Genomic DNA, 17,159 nt, shown 5'->3' with positions numbered 1-17,159 from the left:
GGGGCAGCGATGAATGCGCCGTACGACGGTGACCGGGGCCGGGGCGCCGATGGCGACCCCATGGGGCCGGTCCCTGCGACGCCCCCGTTCCCAGCGGACCAGGACCCCTTCGTCCAGGACGCCTACCGCCGCCCCCCACAGCACCCGCAGGCCCCGCAGGACCCCACGGCCCGGAATCCGGTGCCCGAGCCGCACTACGACCCCGCCGCGCACCCGCCGCCTCCGGGACAGCCCGCGCACGGGTTCTACCAGCAGCCCGCCGCGGGCCGGCACGCCGCCGAACAGCAGCAATGGCCCACGCCCCCTCCGTACGGCGACGACGCCGCGACGGTGCAGTTCATGGGCGTCGACGGCCTGATGACCCAGGCTGCCGACGAGCGCCAGGAACCCGATGCCTTCGCGCATCTCTACCGCGACCAGCAGCCCTACGACTCCCAGCGCCCGGCACCGGCCGGCCCGCCCGTGCCCGGTACGGCTCCCGGCCCGGAGGCCGTACCGCAGCAGCCCGCGGCGGAGCCGGAGCCCGCCCCCGCCGCCACGTCCGGCAAGACCTCCGGCGGCCGCGCCTCCGGTCTGCTCAAGTCCAGTGCGGTGATGGCGGCCGGCACGATGGTGTCCCGGCTGACCGGCTTCGTCCGCTCGGCGCTGATCGTCGCGGCGCTCGGCGGTGCGGTACTCGGTGACTCCTGGCAGGTCGCCTACCAGCTCCCGACGATGATCTTCATCCTGACCATCGGCGGCGGTCTGAACTCCGTCTTCGTCCCGCAGCTGGTGCGTGCGATGAAGGAGGACGACGACGGTGGCGAGGCGTATGCCAACCGGCTGCTGACGCTGGTCATCGTGGTCCTCGGCGTGCTCACGGTGCTGTCGGTGGTCGCCGCACCGCTCCTGGTGAAGCTGGTCTCGTTCGACATCTCACGCGACCCGGCGGCCAACGAGGTCGCCGTCGCGTTCACCCGCTACTGCGTCCCCACGATCTTCTTCATGGGTCTGCATGTGGTGATGGGGCAGATCCTCAACGCCCGCGGCCGCTTCGGCGCGATGATGTGGACCCCGGTCCTCAACAACATCGTCATGATCGCCACCTTCGCCCTGTTCATCGGGGTCTACGGCACGGCGAAGACCTCGCACATCGGCGTCACCACCATCCCCGACGAGGGCATCCGGCTCCTGGGCATCGGCACCCTCCTCGGCCTCGTCGTCCAGGCGCTGGCGATGATCCCGTACCTGCGCGACGCCGACTTCAAGCTCCGGCTGCGCTTCGACTGGCGCGGCCACGGTCTGGGCAAGGCCGCCAAGCTCGCCAAGTGGACGGTGCTGTTCGTGCTCGCCAACCAGGCGGGCGTCCTGGTCGTCACCCAGCTCTCCACCTGGGCCGGCAACACCGCCGACCAGCAGGGCCACCCGGGCACCGGCTTCATCTCGTACGCCAGCGCCCAGCTGATCTGGAACATGCCGCAGGCGATCATCACCGTCTCCGTGATGGCGGCGCTGCTGCCGCGACTGGCGCGCTCCGCGCACGACGGTGATACCGGTGCTGTCCGCGACGACATGTCGCAGGGCCTGCGCACTTCGGCGGTCGCGATCGTCCCGATCTCGTTCGGCTTCCTCTCCCTCGGCATCCCCCTGTGCACGCTGGTCTACGGCTCGTCCGGCGCCGGGATCCCGATGGGCTACATGCTGATGGCCTTCGGCGTGGGGCTGATCCCGTTCTCGGTGCAGTACGTCGTCCTGCGCGCGTTCTACGCGTACGAGGACACCCGCACGCCCTTCTACAACACGGTGATCGTCGCCGCCGTCAACGCCGTCGCCTCCGGGCTCTGCTTCCTGATCCTGCCGGCCCGCTGGGCCGTGGTCGGCATGGCGGCCTCCTACGGCCTGGCGTACATCATCGGCGTGGGCGTGGCCTGGCGGCGGCTGGGCAAGCGCATGGACGGGGATCTCGACACCGCTCATGTCGTGCGCACCTATGCACGGCTGGCCGGCGCCAGCGTGCCGGCCACGATCATCTCCGGAGCCGTGGTGTACGCCATCATGCAGACGCTCGGAAGCGGACTCGTCGGCTCGCTGGCCGCTCTGGTCGCCGGCGCCGCCGCACTTCTGGCCGTGTTCTACATCGCCGCACGCAAAATGCGCATTGAGGAAATGAACGCCCTGGTCGGCATGGTCCGATCGAAGCTTGGGCGTTGATTGAGCACAACCATCGACTGCCACCGTGTGTCGTGCATAGTGGCGGACTGTGGGCACAATTGTCTTGGCTCATTGAGCCTGCAACGGATGGGGAGGCAGGAACGACGGTGGCGGAACGGAGCACGGCTGCCGTCGACGTGGCTGACACGAGCGGTGAGGAACCGCTGACCGCGAAGGCGGGCAAGGCCACGGACGACGGTGCTAAGGCCGAGAAGGTATCCGGCGGGGAAACGGACGCCGCACGCACCGATGAACACGGTGCCGAGGCGGCCGAGGCCCAGCCACCGGAACTGCACAGCGGCCACAAGCTCGCGAGACGCTACCGGCTCGAAGAGTGCGTCACCCGTCTGGACGGATTCAGCAGCTGGCGTGCGGTCGACGAGAAGCTGCGCCGGGCGGTGGGCGTACACATCCTCCCCGCCGAACATCCGCGGGCCCGGCCGGTGCTCTCCGCCGCCCGTTCCTCCGCACTGCTCGGCGACCCCCGGTTCGTCCAGGTCCTGGACGCCGTGGAGGAGAACGACCTCGTCTACGTCGTCCACGAATGGCTGCCGGACGCGACCGAGCTCACCACCGTGCTGGCCAATGGCCCACTCGAGCCGCACGACGCCTACCAGCTCGTCAGCCAGGTCTCCCAGGCCATGGCCGCCGCGCACCGCGAGGGCCTGGCCCATCTGCGGATCACCCCCGGCTCGGTGCTGCGTACGGAATCCGGCCAGTACCGCATCCGCGGGCTGGCGGTCATGGCGGCGCTGCGCGGCATCACCTGCGAGCACCCGCAGCGCACGGACACCGAGGCGATCGGCGCGCTGCTGTACGCCGCGCTGACCCAGCGCTGGCCGTACGAGAACGATGCCCATGGCCTCACCGGCCTGCCCAAGGGCGTCGGCCTGATCGCACCCGACCAGGTGCGCGCCGGCGTCCACCGCGGGCTGTCCGAGCTCGCCATGCGCGCCCTGATCAACGACGGGGCCACGGCGTCCCGTCAGGAGCCGCCCTGCACCACCCCTGAGGAACTGGCCAAGGCCGTCGCGGCCATGCCGCGCATCCGGCCGCCGGAGACGGCGTTCACCACCCCGCCGCCGTACCAGCGCACGGGCTACCAGCAGGGCAGCTACCGCCAGCCCTCGGCACACAGCGGCCAGGCCGTGCGGCGGACACAGCCGGTTCCCACGCCTCCGCCCCCGCTGCACAGCCGCACCGGCCGGGCGCTGAAGTGGTCCGTCTCCGCGCTGCTCATCGCGGCGCTGGGGCTGGGCAGTTGGCAGCTGGCCGACACGCTGCTGAAGCGGGAGAACGACCGGGACGATCCGAGGAACTCGCAGCCGAGCGGTGGTGCGGCCAAGAAGCCGAACGGCGAGCCGGTCAAGATCGTGAATGCCGCGGAGTACTACCCCGACGGCCAGCCGCAGCACCCGGCCCAGGCACAGGACACCCACGACGGGGACCCCAGCACCTACTGGCGCAGCAAGAGCTACCACGAGGGCCCAGAACTCAATCCGGCCTTCAAGAGGGGCGTCGGCCTGGTCTTCGACCTTGGTGCGAAGCAGCAGATAAGCACCGCCTCGATCGGGCTGCACTACACCGGGCCCCACACCACCGTGACGCTGTACGCGGCCACTTCGCTCTCGTCGACCGCGCCGCTGAGTTCGATGCACAAGCTGGGCTCGGGCCAGACCTCGGGAACGACCGCGAAGGTCAAGCTGGAGCAGCCGGCGAAGGCGCGGTATGTCGTCGCCTGGATCACCGCGATGCCCTATGCGCCGCGTGACGAGTTCAGCGACCCCGGCTACAAGCAGGGCGTGGCGGAGGTGTCGTTCACCAGCTGAGCAGGCGGTGAGCCGAGCCACTCGTCCAGGACAGTGTGCGGGGCTCCGGTCCGATTTCCGGCCGGAGTCCCGCATTTACATTCATGACCTGGCGGGCTTCAATGGGACCGAGATCAGGCAGCTACGGCCGGGGGGCCCGTGTCCACCGACAGCGACGAGGCTTCGACACCAACCGACGCCGATCTCCTTGCGTTGCATGTGAAAGGCGACCCCGAGGCCTTCGGGGAGATCGTCCGGCGGCACCGCGACCGGCTCTGGGCGGTGGCACTGCGCACCCTCGGTGACCGCGAGGAAGCCGCCGACGCCGTCCAGGACGCCTTGGTCTCCGCCTATCGCGCCGCCCACACCTTCCGCGGACAGTCCGCCGTGACCACCTGGCTGCACCGCATCACGGTCAATGCCTGTCTGGACCGGGCCCGTAAGACCGCCTCCCGACGTACCTCACCGGTCGCCGAGACCGAGCGGCTGGAGCAGTTGCTGGAGCCCGAGGAATCGGCCGCGGCCCCCGCCGAGCGGAAAGATCTGCACCGTGAGCTGCTCCGGGCCCTGCACACCCTGCCCGAGGAGCAGCGTGCCGCTCTTGTGCTCGTCGATATGCAGGCCTACCCGGTGGCCGAGGCAGCGGCGATCCTCGATGTCCCGACCGGAACGGTGAAGAGCCGCTGCGCACGGGGCCGCGCCCGGCTCCTTCCGTTGGTCACCCATCTGCGCGCCGACCGCGGGGGTAGCGAACCCGCGAGCGGGGGAAGGAACCGGGCGCAGGGGACATCCGTCCCACCGACGGCAGGGCCGAAGGACACAGGTGCCGTGAAGGGCGGAGGTGGGCGAGCGTGACGTCGACGACCGGCACGGGTGAGCACCCGGAGGTCTCCGAGATCTCCGATCTCACGGATGGGCTGCTCTCCCCCTCCCGCACCGCGGATCTGCGCCACCATCTGGCCCGCTGCCCGCTGTGCGAGGACGTCTACGCGTCCCTGAAAGAGATCCGGGGACTGCTCGGTACGCTCCCGGGTCCGACACGGATGCCGGCCGATGTCGCCGGGCGCATCGATGCCGCCCTCGCGGCCGAGGTCTTGCTGGACCGCACCACGCCTGGCGCCAGGGTCCATGTTTCACGTGAAACGGCCGCTGCCCCGGTCTGCGTTTCACGTGAAACCGAGACCGGGTCTTCCGGCCGCGTAACGCAGCCCTCCCGGCCCGCCGGGCGGCCCAGGAGCGCCTCCGGACCGGGCCGCCATGCTCCCGGTGGCCGTGCGTCCCGTTCGAGGCGCTCGCCTCGGATTCTGCTCGGCACCGCAGCAGCCGCGGCGGTCGTCGGCCTTGGCAGCGTTCTTCTCCAGAACGTCGCCGTGAACAGCCCCCAGGCAACCCACCCGAGCCAGACCACCTCGACCACCGAGAAGAGCATGGGCAGTACGGACGCCCTGACCGCCGCCAGCCTTGAATCACATGTTCACGCTCTGCTCGCGTCCAAGAGTGCGCACAAGGCTCCGGACCTCGGCGCCCGAAGCTCCCCCGATACCCCGCTGCGGGGCAGCGCCAGCACCGTCCCGTCGTGTGTCCAGCGGGGCATCGGGCGTTCGGAAGCTCCGCTCGCGTCCAGCCACACCCGCTACCAGGGCAAGGACGCCTTCCTCGTCGTGCTGCCGGCTCCGGCCGACCCGAAGCGGGTCTCGGCGTATGTCGTCGCGTCCTCCTGTGTCTCCGCCACACCGCCGGTCCCCGGAAAGGTCCTGCTGTCGGACTCGTACCAGCGAGACTGAGCGACGAGACGTGCGCTGTGACACTCCGGGAATGCTCGCCCCGTAGGATCCGTTGGGTGGGGTGAGAGTTCCGAGAGCCCCAGCAAGCCGTCGGCAGAGACAAGGAAGACACCCGTGAGCGACGTCCGCAACGTGATCATCATCGGCTCCGGGCCCGCGGGCTACACCGCAGCGCTCTACACCGCCCGCGCGTCCCTGAAGCCGCTGGTCTTCGAAGGTGCCGTCACCGCCGGAGGCGCGCTGATGAACACCACCGACGTGGAGAACTTCCCCGGTTTCCGCGACGGCATCATGGGGCCGGACCTCATGGACAACATGCGCGCCCAGGCCGAGCGCTTCGGCGCTGAGCTGGTGCCGGACGACATCGTGGCGGTCGACCTCTCCGAGGAGATCAAGACGGTCACCGACACCGCGGGCAATGTGCACCGTGCGAAGACGGTCATCGTCAGCACCGGCTCCCAGCACCGCAAGCTCGGTCTGCCCCGTGAGGACGAACTGTCCGGCCGTGGCGTCTCCTGGTGTGCCACCTGTGACGGGTTCTTCTTCAAGGACCAGGACATCGCCGTCATCGGCGGCGGCGACACCTCCATGGAGGAGGCCACCTTCCTCTCCCGCTTCGCCAAGTCGGTCACGGTCGTCCACCGTCGTGACACCCTGCGGGCCAGCAAGGCGATGCAGGACCGCGCCTTCGCCGACCCGAAGATCAAGTTCGTCTGGGACAGCGAGGTCGCCGAGATCCACGGTGAGAGCAAGCTCTCGGGTCTGACGCTGCGCAACGTCAAGACCGGTGAGACCTCCGAACTGCCCGTCACGGGCCTGTTCATCGCGATCGGCCATGACCCGCGGACCGAGCTGTTCAAGGGCCAGCTGAACCTCGATGACGAGGGCTACCTCAAGGTCGATGCGCCCAGCACCCGTACGAACCTGTCCGGTGTCTTCGCGGCCGGCGATGTCGTCGACCACACCTACCGCCAGGCGATCACCGCGGCCGGCACGGGCTGCGCCGCTGCCCTCGACGCCGAGCGGTTCCTCGCGGCGCTGTCGGACGGTGAGGCGACCCCCGAGCCGGAGAAGACCCCCTCGGCCTGATCCGCGCACCCCAGCTTTCCCAACACCCACCCAGTAAGGAGATTGCCATGGCCGGCGCCACGGTGACCGTTACGGACGACAACTTCGAAGAGGTCGTCCTCAAGAGCGACAAGCCCGTCCTCGTGGACTTCTGGGCCACCTGGTGCGGCCCGTGCCGCCAGATCGCCCCGTCCCTGGAGGCCATTGCCGCCGAGCACGACGAGATCGTCATCGCCAAGCTCAACACCGATGAGAACCCGGCGACCACCGCCAAGTACGGCGTCATGTCGATCCCGACGATGAACGTCTACAAGGACGGCGAGGTCGTGAAGACCATCGTCGGCGCCAAGCCGAAGGCCGCGATCGAGCGCGACCTGGCGGACTACCTCGCCTGAGTCCTGCCGTCTGGTTTCACGTGAAACGGGCCCACCCTCATCGAGAGGCGGGCCCGTTCTCCGTTTCACGTGAAACGGTCTGCTTCACAGCGGCCGCAGCGCCGGTTCCTTCTGGACGGCTCCCAGGAGACGGTCCAGTGCCAGCTCCACATCTTCCTTCCACGAGATCGTGGTCCGCAGCTCAAGGCGCAGCCGCGGGAAGCGAGGGTGGGGCCGTACGGTCTTGAAGCCCACCGCGAGGAGATGTTCGGCAGGCAGCACACACGCCGGCTCGGTCCAGCGGGCGTCGCCGAACGCCTCGATGGCCTTGAAGCCACGCTGGATGAGGTCCTTGGCGACCGTCTGGACCATCACTCGCCCCAGTCCCTGCCCCTGGTACCCGGGGATCAGCCAGGCCGTCAGCAGCTGGACCGCATCCGCCGACACAGGGCTGGTGGGAAAGGCCGTAGAGCGCGGCACATAGGCCGGCGGTGCGTACATCACAAACCCCACAGGCACTTCGTCGACATAGACAACCCGCCCACAGGATCCCCACTCCAGCAGCACCGCCGAGATCCAGGCTTCCTTCTCCAGCTCGGGGCGCCCCGCCTTTACCGCAGCCTCGCCGCTGACGGGGTCGAGCTCCCAGAAGACGCAGGAGCGGCAGCGCTTGGGGAGATCCGGAAGGTTGTCCAAGGTGAGCGGTACGAGCCGACGGCCCATGAAACCAGGTCCTCACTTCTCTCGCCTGCCGCACCACGGAGCACCGTCAGCGTTGCCTGCTCTCTGAGCAGACCGCCAACGAACCCTCCGACGGCTGCAAGTCCGAACCCCACTGCCAGCAGTCCGGTGCGGCTCACCGTTCGCATGGCCCTCTCCTCGCTCTGAGGCGTCTCCACGTGGATGCGTGCCATACCCGAACGCATCGTATCCACCCTTTACGGGCACGGGTACCGTGCGAGAGCAAAGGGCGGGCCGTGTTCCGGTACGGATTCCGGAACACGGCCCGCCAGGAGCCAAGGCTTCAGCTCACTCTTCTTCGCTCTTCTCCTCTGCCAGCGACTGGCCGAGGACGGGCCCCTCACCGGGGGCGAGCGTGCCGAGGATCCGCTCCAGATCCTCTATCGAGGCGAACTCGACCACGATCTTGCCCTTCTTCTGCCCCAGGTCGACCTTCACCCGGGTCTCGAAGCGGTCCGACAGACGGGTGGCGAGGCCGGTGAGCGCGGGGGACACCCGGGTACCCGCACGGGGCCCCTTCGCCTTGCTCGCGCTCTTGGGCTCCGAGCCCATCAGCTTCACGATCTCCTCGACCGTGCGCACCGACAGCCCCTCCGCCACGATGCGGCGTGCCAGCTGGTCCTGCTCCTCCGAGTCCTCCACGGAGAGCAGGGCACGGGCGTGTCCCGCGGAGAGCACCCCCGCGGCGAGCCGGTTCTGCACCGACGGCGAGAGATTCAGCAGCCGCAGAGTGTTGGAGACCTGCGGACGCGAGCGTCCGATCCGGTCGGCCAGCTCGTCATGCGTGCACTTGAAGTCCTTCAGCAGCTGGTCGTAGGCGGCGGCCTCTTCCAGCGGGTTGAGCTGTGCCCGGTGGAGATTCTCCAGGAGCGCGTCGAGGAGAAGCTTCTCGTCCTCGGTTTCCCGGACGATCGCGGGGATCTTCTCCAGCCCGGCCTCACGGGAAGCCCGCCAGCGGCGCTCGCCCATGATGAGCTCGTACTTGTCCGGGCCCGTCTGACGGACCACCACCGGCTGGAGCAGCCCCACCTCCTTGATGGAGGTGACCAGCTCGGCAAGGGCGTCCTCGTCGAAGACCGTACGCGGCTGACGCGGGTTCGGTGTGATGGCATCCAGCGGCACCTCGGCGAAGTGCGCACCGGCCACGTGCGACAGGCCCGCTGCCAAGGTCTCGTCCCCGGCCGGCGCCTCCGTTTCACGTGAAACACCGCGGCCGGCAAGCGAGGCCACCTTGGCCGCAGCCACGCCTCGCTCCGGGGTCAGGACCGGTACCGACGAGGGTGACGTCGCCCCCTGTCCCCCTGTGGGCCCTACATGGTCCGTGCTCTGCGGTGCCGCGGGGATCAGCGCACCGAGCCCACGGCCCAGGCCTCTACGTCGTTCGCTCACTGAGTCCCCTCCGAGATGCTGTGCTGTGCTTCATAGTTGACGCTGAGGCCCTGGCCCCCGGTCTGCGGGACCCCACGCAACGCGATCTCTCGGGCCGCCTCCAGGTAGGAGAGCGAGCCGCTGGATCCCGGGTCATAGGTGAGCACTGTCTGCCCATAGCTGGGTGCCTCGGAGATACGCACCGAGCGCGGAATGCTCGTACGGAGCACCTCGTGGCCGAAGTGGTTGCGCACCTCGTCGGCGACCTGCGAGGCCAGCCGGGTACGCCCGTCGTACATGGTGAGCAGGATCGTCGAGACATGGAGCTTGGGGTTGAGATGCCCCCGCACCAGATCGACGTTCCGCAGCAGCTGGCCGAGCCCTTCAAGTGCGTAGTACTCGCACTGAATCGGGATCAGCACCTCGGCCCCGGCGACCAGTGCATTGACGGTCAGCAGGCCGAGCGAGGGCGGGCAGTCGATGAAGATGTAGTCCAGCGGCTGTTCGTAGGCCTTGATGGCCCGGTCCAGCCGGCTCTCGCGTGCCACCAGCGAGACCAGCTCGATCTCGGCGCCGGCCAGATCGATCGTGGCGGGCGCGCAGAACAGCCCCTCCACATCCACGACCGGCTGCACCACATCGGAGAGTGGCTTGCTCTCCACCAGCACGTCATAGATCGACGGCACTTCGGAGTGGTGGTCGATCCCCAGTGCGGTCGATGCGTTGCCCTGGGGGTCGAGGTCGATCACCAGAACCCGTGCCCCGTGCAGGGCAAGCGAGGCCGCCAGGTTCACCGTGGTCGTGGTCTTACCGACCCCGCCCTTCTGGTTGGCAACCACCATGACCCGGGTCTGTTCAGGCCGGGGAAGCCCCTCACCCGCGCGGCCAAGTGCCTCCACCGCCAGCTGAGCTGCACGACCGATCGGGGTGTCGTCCATCGGGGGCGGCGTTTCACGTGAAACGTCGTCCCCGAACGACTCGCTACGGGGACCGGGGACCGGATCGGTCATCGGTCCCGCGATGTTGGCGTCGGACCGCAAGGATTCACTCTCCTCGACATCAGGCTCGCAATGTTCAGAGCCTGCCATGCTTTCGGTGTCGTGAACCAGTGAGGTCCGTTCTCCTGTGGACGAATCCACATCTGTGGATACTTCCGTGACCCTTGTGGGCTTACGGTCGCGCGGCGCGGCGGCCGCACGACCGCGACCGATGATCCCTTGCAGCAGAGAACGACGTTTCACGTGAAACACGATGCCAGCGTCGCGCCCGAATGAGCCGCGACACTCCGTCTTGTACCGTTTTGATGGCTTTTACGGAATTCCCTCATTCCGCTATGCCGCGGAAAGGGACATCCTCGCCTCAATGCCGGCCGTACAGTTCCGGCGGAAGGCCTCAGCGCCGGCGCCCCCTCGACGCACGGCTGACGCGTGCCGCCTTCGCCCGCTTGGCAGCGAAGCGCACACCACCAGGGCTCTCGCCCACCTCGACCCGCACCACCGTCGACGGCGGATCCACGATCCCCTCGCCCACATGCACCACCGAGGTCTCCACCACGCCGAGCTTGCTCAGCGCCGCCCGGGCTCCCTTGAGCTCCTCCTCCGCGGCATCGCCCTTGAGCGCGAGCATCTGGCCGTAAGGACGCAACAGCGGAACGCCCCAGCCGGCCAGCCGGTCGAGCGGGGCCACGGCGCGCGCGGTCACCACATGCACCGGCGGAAGCTTGCCCATGACCTCTTCGGCCCGTCCCCGTACCACCGTGACATGGTCAAGGCCGAGCAGCTCGACGACCTCCTGGAGGAAGGTCGTCCGCCGCAGCAGGGGCTCAAGGAGCGTGATCTTCAGATCCGGCCGCACCAGCGCCAGCGGGATACCGGGGAGCCCGGCCCCCGAACCCACATCGCAGACCGAGACGCCCTCGGGCACCACCTCGGAGAGCACCGCGCAGTTCAGCAGGTGCCGCTCCCACAGCCGCGGGACCTCACGCGGGCCGATCAGCCCTCGCTTCACCCCCGCGTCGGCGAGCAGTTCGCCGTACCGCACGGCCTCCGGAAAGCGCTCGCCGAATACCTCCTGCGCCGCTTTCGGCGCGGGAGGGAGCTCCGCTGCTGCCTCCGTCACGGGAACCGCCCTTCCTCTGGACTGCTTTTCCTGCCGGGAACCCGGGCCTACGCACCCGGAATAACACAGAACGCTGACAACTTTTGGCCCCGCCTGCGAGCAGACGGGGCCAAAGAAAAACGGAAGCGATGAGCGGTCAGGCCGGGAGGACGACCACGCGACGCTGCGGCTCCTCGCCCTCGGACTCGCTCCGCAGGCCGGCCGCCGCCACCGCGTCATGGACGACCTTGCGCTCGAACGGCGTCATCGGGTCGAGCTTGACCGGCTTGCCGGTGCCCTTGGCCTCCTCCACCGCCTTGGCGCCGATCTCGGTGAGCTGCTCACGCTTACGCGCCCGGAAGCCGGCGATGTCCAGCATCAGACGGCTGCGGTCACCGGTCTCCCGGTGCACGGCCAGCCGGGTCAGCTCCTGCAACGCCTCCAGCACCTCACCGTCGCGGCCCACCAGCTTCTGGAGGTCACGGCTGGTCGAGTCGCTGATGATCGACACGGCGGCACGGTCGGCCTCGACGTCCATGTCGATGTCACCGTCGAGGTCGGCGATGTCCAGCAGACCCTCGAGGTAGTCGGCCGCGATCTCGCCTTCCTGCTCCAGGCGGGTCAGGGTGTCGGTGCCCTCGGCGGCAGGGGTCGTGTCCGTCACGAAAGGACTCCTTCTTACTTCTTCGACGGGTGCTTGGGACGCTGCTGGCCCTTGCGCTGTCCGGACTTGGTGGTGCGGGACCCGGAGGCGCCGCCCTTCTCCTCGCCCTCCTGCGCGTCCTTCTTCTCCAGCGACTGCTTCTTCGCGCCGCCCTGACCGGCGCCCGCCGATCCGGCCCGCGTGCGGTTCTGCGCACCGCCGGCCGGGGCACCGCCGCCGGTCTGCCGCTTGGCCTTCGTCTGGCGCTTGGGCTGCTGGCGGTGCTGGCGCGCCTCCTCGACGGCCTTCTTCGCCGCGACCTGGGCCGGGTCCTCGACGATCTTGCCCTTGGCCCGCAGCCGCTCCTGGCGCTCCTCGAAGGCCTTGCTGCCCGGAGTCGGGTTACGACGGATGACGAACATCTGCTGGCCCATGGTCCACACGTTGGTGGTCAGCCAGTACACGAGAACACCGACGGGGAAGTTGATACCGAAGACGGCGAACATGATCGGGAAGACGTACATCAGCATCTTCTGCTGCTGCATGAACGGCGTCTTCACCGTGAGGTCGACGTTCTTGGTCATCAGCTGGCGCTGCGTGTAGAACTGCGACGCCGACATCAGGATGATCATGATGACCGTGACCACGCGAACGTCGGTCAGGGAAGCGCCGAGGCTCTCGATCTTCTCCGCGTCGTCCATGAACTTCGCGGCCAGCGGGGCACCGAAGATGTGCGCCTTGTTGGCGCTGTCCAGCAGCGACTGGTTGATGACGCCGACGGTCTGGTTGTTCGCGATGTGGTTCAAGACCTGATACAGCGCGATGAAGAACGGCGACTGGGCCAGAATCGGGAGACAGCTCGAGAGCGGGTTGGTGCCCGTCTCCTTGTAGAGCTTCATCATCTCTTCGGACTGGCGCTGCTTGTCGCTCTTGTAGCGCTCCTGGATCGCCTTCATCTTCGGCTGGAGCGCCTGCATGTTCCGCGTCGACTTGATCTGCTTCACGAAGAGCGGGATCAGGCAGATACGGATCAGCACCACCAGCGAGACGATGGACAGACCCCACGCCGCGCCACTGTTCCTGTCGAACATCAGGCTGTAGAACGAGTGGAACTGGACGATGATCCAGGAAACAGCGGTATAGAGGGGACCGAGGATCGTGTCCACGAATCAGGCTCCTTGGGCGTTGGGCTGAGTCTCGGGCTGGGCGGCGGGCTCATGGACAGCAGTCCCACCCAGACGGCTCCTCAGCCGCTGATGCCAGACCGGACGCTTCCGGGGAGGGACGTGGTCGACGCCACCGAGCGACCACGGGTTGCAGCGCAGGATGCGCCAGGCTGTCAGCGCAGTCCCTTTCACCGCGCCGTGCCGGTCGATGGCCGTGTAGCCATAGTGCGAGCACGACGGGTAGTACTTGCAGACCGGGCCCAGCAGGGGGCTGATGGTCCACTGATAGATCTTGATCAAAAGCAGCAGCGGGTACTTCACTGTGCGCTCCCTCCCGGGTCCCGGCCGGGGTGCCGGGGGCCCGCGGCGCTGCCGCCGTCGGTCACAGCCCCCGTGGGATTGCAGCCTTTCGGCACCCCTCCCAGCAGCCGCTCGAGAGCGGCATCCAGGTCGCGGGCCAGCTGATCGTGGTCCGCGTCACCCGCGCCGGGCAGGGCCCGTACGACAACCAGGCTACCGGCGGGGAGCCGGTCCAGCCGGTCGCGCATGAGATGGCGAAGTCTCCGCTTGACTCTGTTGCGCACGACCGCGTTGCCAACGGCCTTGCTCACGACGAAACCCGCACGCGTCAGGGGAACGCATTCCCCCGACCCGTGCGGGTCCGTTGCACCGCTACGACAATGAACGACAAGGAGCGGGCGCCCGGCCCTGCGTCCCCGGCGTACCGCGGTCGCAAAGTCCTCGCGCCGCCTCAGCCGATTTTCGGTAGGCAGCACGTCATGGACCTAGGTCTGGCTGCTCAGGCCGACAGGCGGGCGCGACCCTTGCCACGGCGGGACGCGAGAATCGCGCGGCCGGCACGGGTCCGCATGCGCAGACGGAAGCCGTGGGTCTTCGCGCGACGGCGGTTGTTCGGCTGGAAGGTGCGCTTGCTCACTCGGGGGCTCCAGGAATGCTTGTTGTCTCAAGCGAGACAGGATGTGGGGCGTCGTTGGCTGTCACCGTGCGCCCACGAGTAGCTCGCAACGCCTAAGTGCACCGCTACACGATCACCAGAGCGCGATCTTTGCCCATCGGAGGCAGGCGGCAGCAGCCATCGACAACTCGACCTGGTCACGGTACGCGCGGCTACGCCATCCGGTCAAACCGGCTCCTTGGCAGCGCGAGCGGCCTCTTGTCAGGACACACTATGCACAGCCTGTGGACAACAACTTGAATCCCCAGGCCCGCCCTGACTACCGTGGCTGAACTCCGATTCCTTCCCGCCCGTCCTGAGAATCACACATTCGTGGGACTGTGAGAGAGCGTGCCCTGTGGCTGACGTACCTGCCGATCTTGCCGCAGTGTGGCCCCGCGTGCTCGACCATCTCCTCCGCTCAGAGGCCGACGGCCTCAAGCCCAAGGACCAGGACTGGCTCAAGCGCACCCAGCCGCTGGCGCTGGTCGCCGACACCGCCCTGCTCGCCGTCCCCAATGAATTCGCCAAGGGCGTGCTCGAGGGCCGGCTGGCGCCGCTGATCGGGGAGGCCCTCAGCCATGAGTGCGGCCGCCCGATCCGGATCGCGATCACCGTCGACGACTCCTCCGACGAGCCCGCAGCGCCGGCCCCGCACGCTCAGCAGCACCAGCAGCACCAGCCGTCTCAGCAGCCCGCGCGCCATCAGCAGCCGCATCAGCAGCCGCATCAGCCACCACAGCAGCACGATGCGTACGACTACGAGCCTCGGCACGAGGCCCGCCACGACGCCCGGCAGGGCTACGGACACCAGGGCGACGACCTGCCCGGCGTCCGGCCCGCCTACGCCGACTACCAGCAGCCCCGGCACGAGCCCGGCTCCTGGCCGCAGCACTCCGGCACGATGGCCGGCGGCCCCGGCCCGCGCGAGGACTACGGCTGGCAGCAGCAGCACCTCGGCGGCTTCCCCGAGCGCGAGACCTCCACGGAGCAGTGGCGGGAGCCGTACGGTTCCCCGTCGTCCTCCCCGCAGCATCAGCAGCCGCAGAACGACTACCGCGCGCAGGGCCCCGACCGCAGCGGCCCCCCGCAGCACTCCGACGGCGGCCGCTCCCCGTACGAACAGCAGCGCCGCGACCTCGGCGAGCACCAGCCCGGTGGTCACAACGGCCGCTCCGGCCCGGGTGCCGTACTGCCTGCGCCCAGCGGTGCGCCCAGTCCGCTCGCCGCGCAGCCCGCGCCGGCCACCGGCCCCGGTGAGCCGACGGCGCGGCTGAACCCGAAGTACCTCTTCGACACCTTCGTCATCGGTGCCTCGAACCGCTTTGCGCACGCGGCCGCGGTCGCCGTCGCCGAGGCACCGGCCAAGGCGTACAACCCCCTGTTCATCTACGGGGAGTCGGGCCTCGGCAAGACCCACCTGCTGCATGCGATCGGGCACTACGCGCGGAGCCTCTATCCGGGTACCCGGGTGCGGTACGTGAGCTCGGAGGAGTTCACCAACGAGTTCATCAACTCCATCCGGGACGGCAAGGCGGACGCGTTCCGCAAGCGCTACCGCGACATGGACATCCTGCTCGTCGACGACATCCAGTTCCTGGCGAGCAAGGAGTCGACGCAGGAGGAGTTCTTCCACACCTTCAATACGCTGCACAACGCCAACAAGCAGATCGTGCTCTCCAGTGACCGGCCGCCGAAGCAGCTGGTCACTCTGGAGGACCGGCTGCGCAACCGCTTCGAGTGGGGCCTGATCACCGACGTCCAGCCGCCCGAGCTGGAGACCCGGATCGCGATCCTCCGCAAGAAGGCCGTGCAGGAGCAGCTGAACGCGCCTCCGGAGGTGCTGGAGTTCATCGCGTCGCGGATCTCGCGCAACATCCGCGAGCTGGAGGGCGCGCTGATCCGGGTCACCGCGTTCGCCTCGCTCAACCGGCAGCCGGTGGACCTGGGGCTGACCGAGATCGTGCTGAAGGATCTGATCCCCGGGGGCGAGGACGCCGCACCGGAGATCACCGCGACCGCGATCATGGCGTCCACCGCCGACTACTTCGGGCTGACCATCGACGATCTGTGCGGCTCGTCCCGCAGCCGGGTGCTGGTGACCGCCCGCCAGATCGCCATGTATCTGTGCCGTGAGCTGACCGATCTCTCGCTGCCGAAGATCGGCGCGCAGTTCGGCGGCCGGGACCATACGACCGTGATGCACGCGGACCGCAAGATCCGCGCGCTGATGGCGGAGCGGCGGTCGATCTACAACCAGGTCACCGAGCTGACCAACCGCATCAAGAACGGCTGACGGCGGCCCAGGCCGGCCGCTCGCCGCAGGCGCATCCAGGGGCGCTCCGGGACCCGTACCCGGGGCGCCCTTCGTCGTACGCGGCGTGCGGAGCGGTGCACGGAACGGGCTCGGAGCGGCGCGCAGAAGGGGCTCGTAACGGTGCGCGGGGACGCCCGGACGGGCATTCCGTACGGGCCGGGGGCCGCCCGCTACCCCTCCCCGGGCCTGTCCCAAACCTGTGGAGCGCGCCGGCGGTGTTCGATTCCGTGCCTGGTCACGGCCTCTCTCCACAGATTGGGCAAGATTCTTCCGTCCACACCCTGGGGAGGGGAAAGTTATCCCTGTGGGATCCACAGGCCGGTGTGTTGAGGGAGCATCGGGGGAGGTCAACCGGGTGTGGATTTGTGGCCAACCGCCTTCCACAGGTTGTGGACAGAGATTTCGTCCACAGGGAGGTGGATGTCTTGTCCACCGGCCGCCCACAGCTGAGCCGCTGTTGTCCCCAGCAATCCCCAGCTTCTCCACACCCCTGTCCACTGTTCGGCAACGCAACACCCGCCCTCACCGGGCCGAGTGAAAGCGGTCACACCAAGGTGCCGGGTTGGGCTGTGGGGAACCTGGGTAAAGCTGGGGACGGCACTGGGGAGAAGTGCCCCTTGCCTGTGCATCGGGTGTGCAGAACTTTCG

15 protein-coding genes and 1 pseudogene are annotated in these 17,159 nt (G+C 68.5%); 7 read left to right on the top strand and 9 right to left on the bottom strand.

Annotated elements, in window-relative coordinates:
• The first annotated feature begins 9 nt into the window (after positions 1-9).
• From murJ to trxA, 6 genes are all read left to right on the top strand, one after another.
• Positions 10-2,190, top strand: a complete 2,181-nt coding sequence (gene murJ / locus ACZ55A_RS17385; RefSeq protein ID WP_468840559.1) for a murein biosynthesis integral membrane protein MurJ — start codon at positions 10-12, stop codon at positions 2,188-2,190.
• 107 nt (positions 2,191-2,297) lie between these two features.
• Positions 2,298-4,019 (top strand): protein kinase family protein, encoded by a 1,722-nt coding sequence (locus tag ACZ55A_RS17380; protein ID WP_468840557.1) that lies wholly within the window; start codon positions 2,298-2,300, stop codon positions 4,017-4,019.
• A gap of 138 nt (positions 4,020-4,157) precedes the next feature.
• Complete coding sequence (gene sigM, locus ACZ55A_RS17375) at positions 4,158-4,853, top strand: RNA polymerase sigma factor SigM (protein WP_468840555.1); 696 nt, start codon at positions 4,158-4,160, stop codon at positions 4,851-4,853.
• Positions 4,850-5,782 carry an anti-sigma factor family protein gene (locus ACZ55A_RS17370; RefSeq protein WP_468840553.1) on the top strand — a complete coding sequence of 311 codons (933 nt, stop codon included), beginning with the start codon at positions 4,850-4,852 and terminating at the stop codon, positions 5,780-5,782. Before sigM ends, ACZ55A_RS17370 begins: the two co-directional genes overlap by 4 nt.
• Before the next feature lie 114 nt (positions 5,783-5,896).
• On the top strand, positions 5,897-6,871 hold the full coding sequence (gene trxB / locus ACZ55A_RS17365) for a thioredoxin-disulfide reductase (RefSeq protein WP_468840551.1): 975 nt from the start codon (positions 5,897-5,899) through the stop codon (positions 6,869-6,871).
• Positions 6,872-6,918: 47 nt separating this feature from the next.
• The gene (trxA, locus tag ACZ55A_RS17360; protein WP_100600786.1) at positions 6,919-7,245 is read left to right on the top strand and encodes a thioredoxin; all 327 of its coding nucleotides are present in this window, start codon (positions 6,919-6,921) and stop codon (positions 7,243-7,245) included.
• Positions 7,246-7,329: 84 nt separating this feature from the next.
• On the opposite strand, the gene ACZ55A_RS17355 is transcribed toward trxA, so the two are convergent.
• From ACZ55A_RS17355 to rpmH, 9 genes and pseudogenes are all read right to left on the bottom strand, one after another.
• The gene (locus ACZ55A_RS17355; RefSeq protein WP_468840549.1) at positions 7,330-7,947 is read right to left on the bottom strand and encodes a GNAT family N-acetyltransferase; all 618 of its coding nucleotides are present in this window, start codon (positions 7,945-7,947) and stop codon (positions 7,330-7,332) included.
• Between the two features lie 306 nt (positions 7,948-8,253).
• Positions 8,254-9,354 (bottom strand): ParB/RepB/Spo0J family partition protein, encoded by a 1,101-nt coding sequence (locus ACZ55A_RS17350; protein WP_468840547.1) that lies wholly within the window; start codon positions 9,352-9,354, stop codon positions 8,254-8,256.
• Positions 9,351-10,421: a ParA family protein gene (locus tag ACZ55A_RS17345; RefSeq protein ID WP_468840873.1), complete on the bottom strand. Its 1,071-nt coding sequence runs from the start codon at positions 10,419-10,421 to the stop codon at positions 9,351-9,353. The genes ACZ55A_RS17350 and ACZ55A_RS17345 overlap by 4 nt, the downstream gene beginning before the upstream one ends.
• 304 nt (positions 10,422-10,725) lie before the next feature.
• Complete coding sequence (rsmG, locus tag ACZ55A_RS17340) at positions 10,726-11,451, bottom strand: 16S rRNA (guanine(527)-N(7))-methyltransferase RsmG (protein ID WP_468840545.1); 726 nt, start codon at positions 11,449-11,451, stop codon at positions 10,726-10,728.
• 136 nt (positions 11,452-11,587) lie between these two features.
• Positions 11,588-12,094, bottom strand: a complete 507-nt coding sequence (locus ACZ55A_RS17335) for a Jag family protein (protein WP_468840543.1) — start codon at positions 12,092-12,094, stop codon at positions 11,588-11,590.
• 14 nt (positions 12,095-12,108) lie between these two features.
• Entirely contained in the window at positions 12,109-13,239 is a 1,131-nt protein-coding gene (gene yidC / locus ACZ55A_RS17330; protein WP_468840541.1) for a membrane protein insertase YidC, read from the bottom strand.
• A gap of 3 nt (positions 13,240-13,242) precedes the next feature.
• Entirely contained in the window at positions 13,243-13,560 is a 318-nt protein-coding gene (gene yidD, locus ACZ55A_RS17325; RefSeq protein WP_030412278.1) for a membrane protein insertion efficiency factor YidD, read from the bottom strand.
• A 95-nt stretch (positions 13,561-13,655) separates the two neighbouring features.
• Positions 13,656-14,015 (bottom strand): annotated as a pseudogene (gene rnpA / locus ACZ55A_RS17320) (ribonuclease P protein component); the annotation flags it as partial.
• Between the two features lie 23 nt (positions 14,016-14,038).
• Positions 14,039-14,176, bottom strand: coding sequence for a 50S ribosomal protein L34 (gene rpmH / locus ACZ55A_RS17315; protein ID WP_003949374.1), 138 nt, complete (start codon positions 14,174-14,176; stop codon positions 14,039-14,041).
• 376 nt (positions 14,177-14,552) lie between these two features.
• On the opposite strand from rpmH, the gene dnaA reads away from it, so the two are divergent.
• A complete protein-coding gene (gene dnaA / locus ACZ55A_RS17310) occupies positions 14,553-16,490 on the top strand; it encodes a chromosomal replication initiator protein DnaA (RefSeq protein ID WP_468840538.1) in 1,938 nt (645 codons plus the stop codon).
• Positions 16,491-17,159: the final 669 nt, after the last annotated feature.

It is taken from the genome of Streptomyces sp. NPDC034111 (assembly GCF_055575375.1).
Note: the sequence above shows the minus strand (reverse complement) of the source record. Positions and strands in the feature narration are given on the sequence as shown.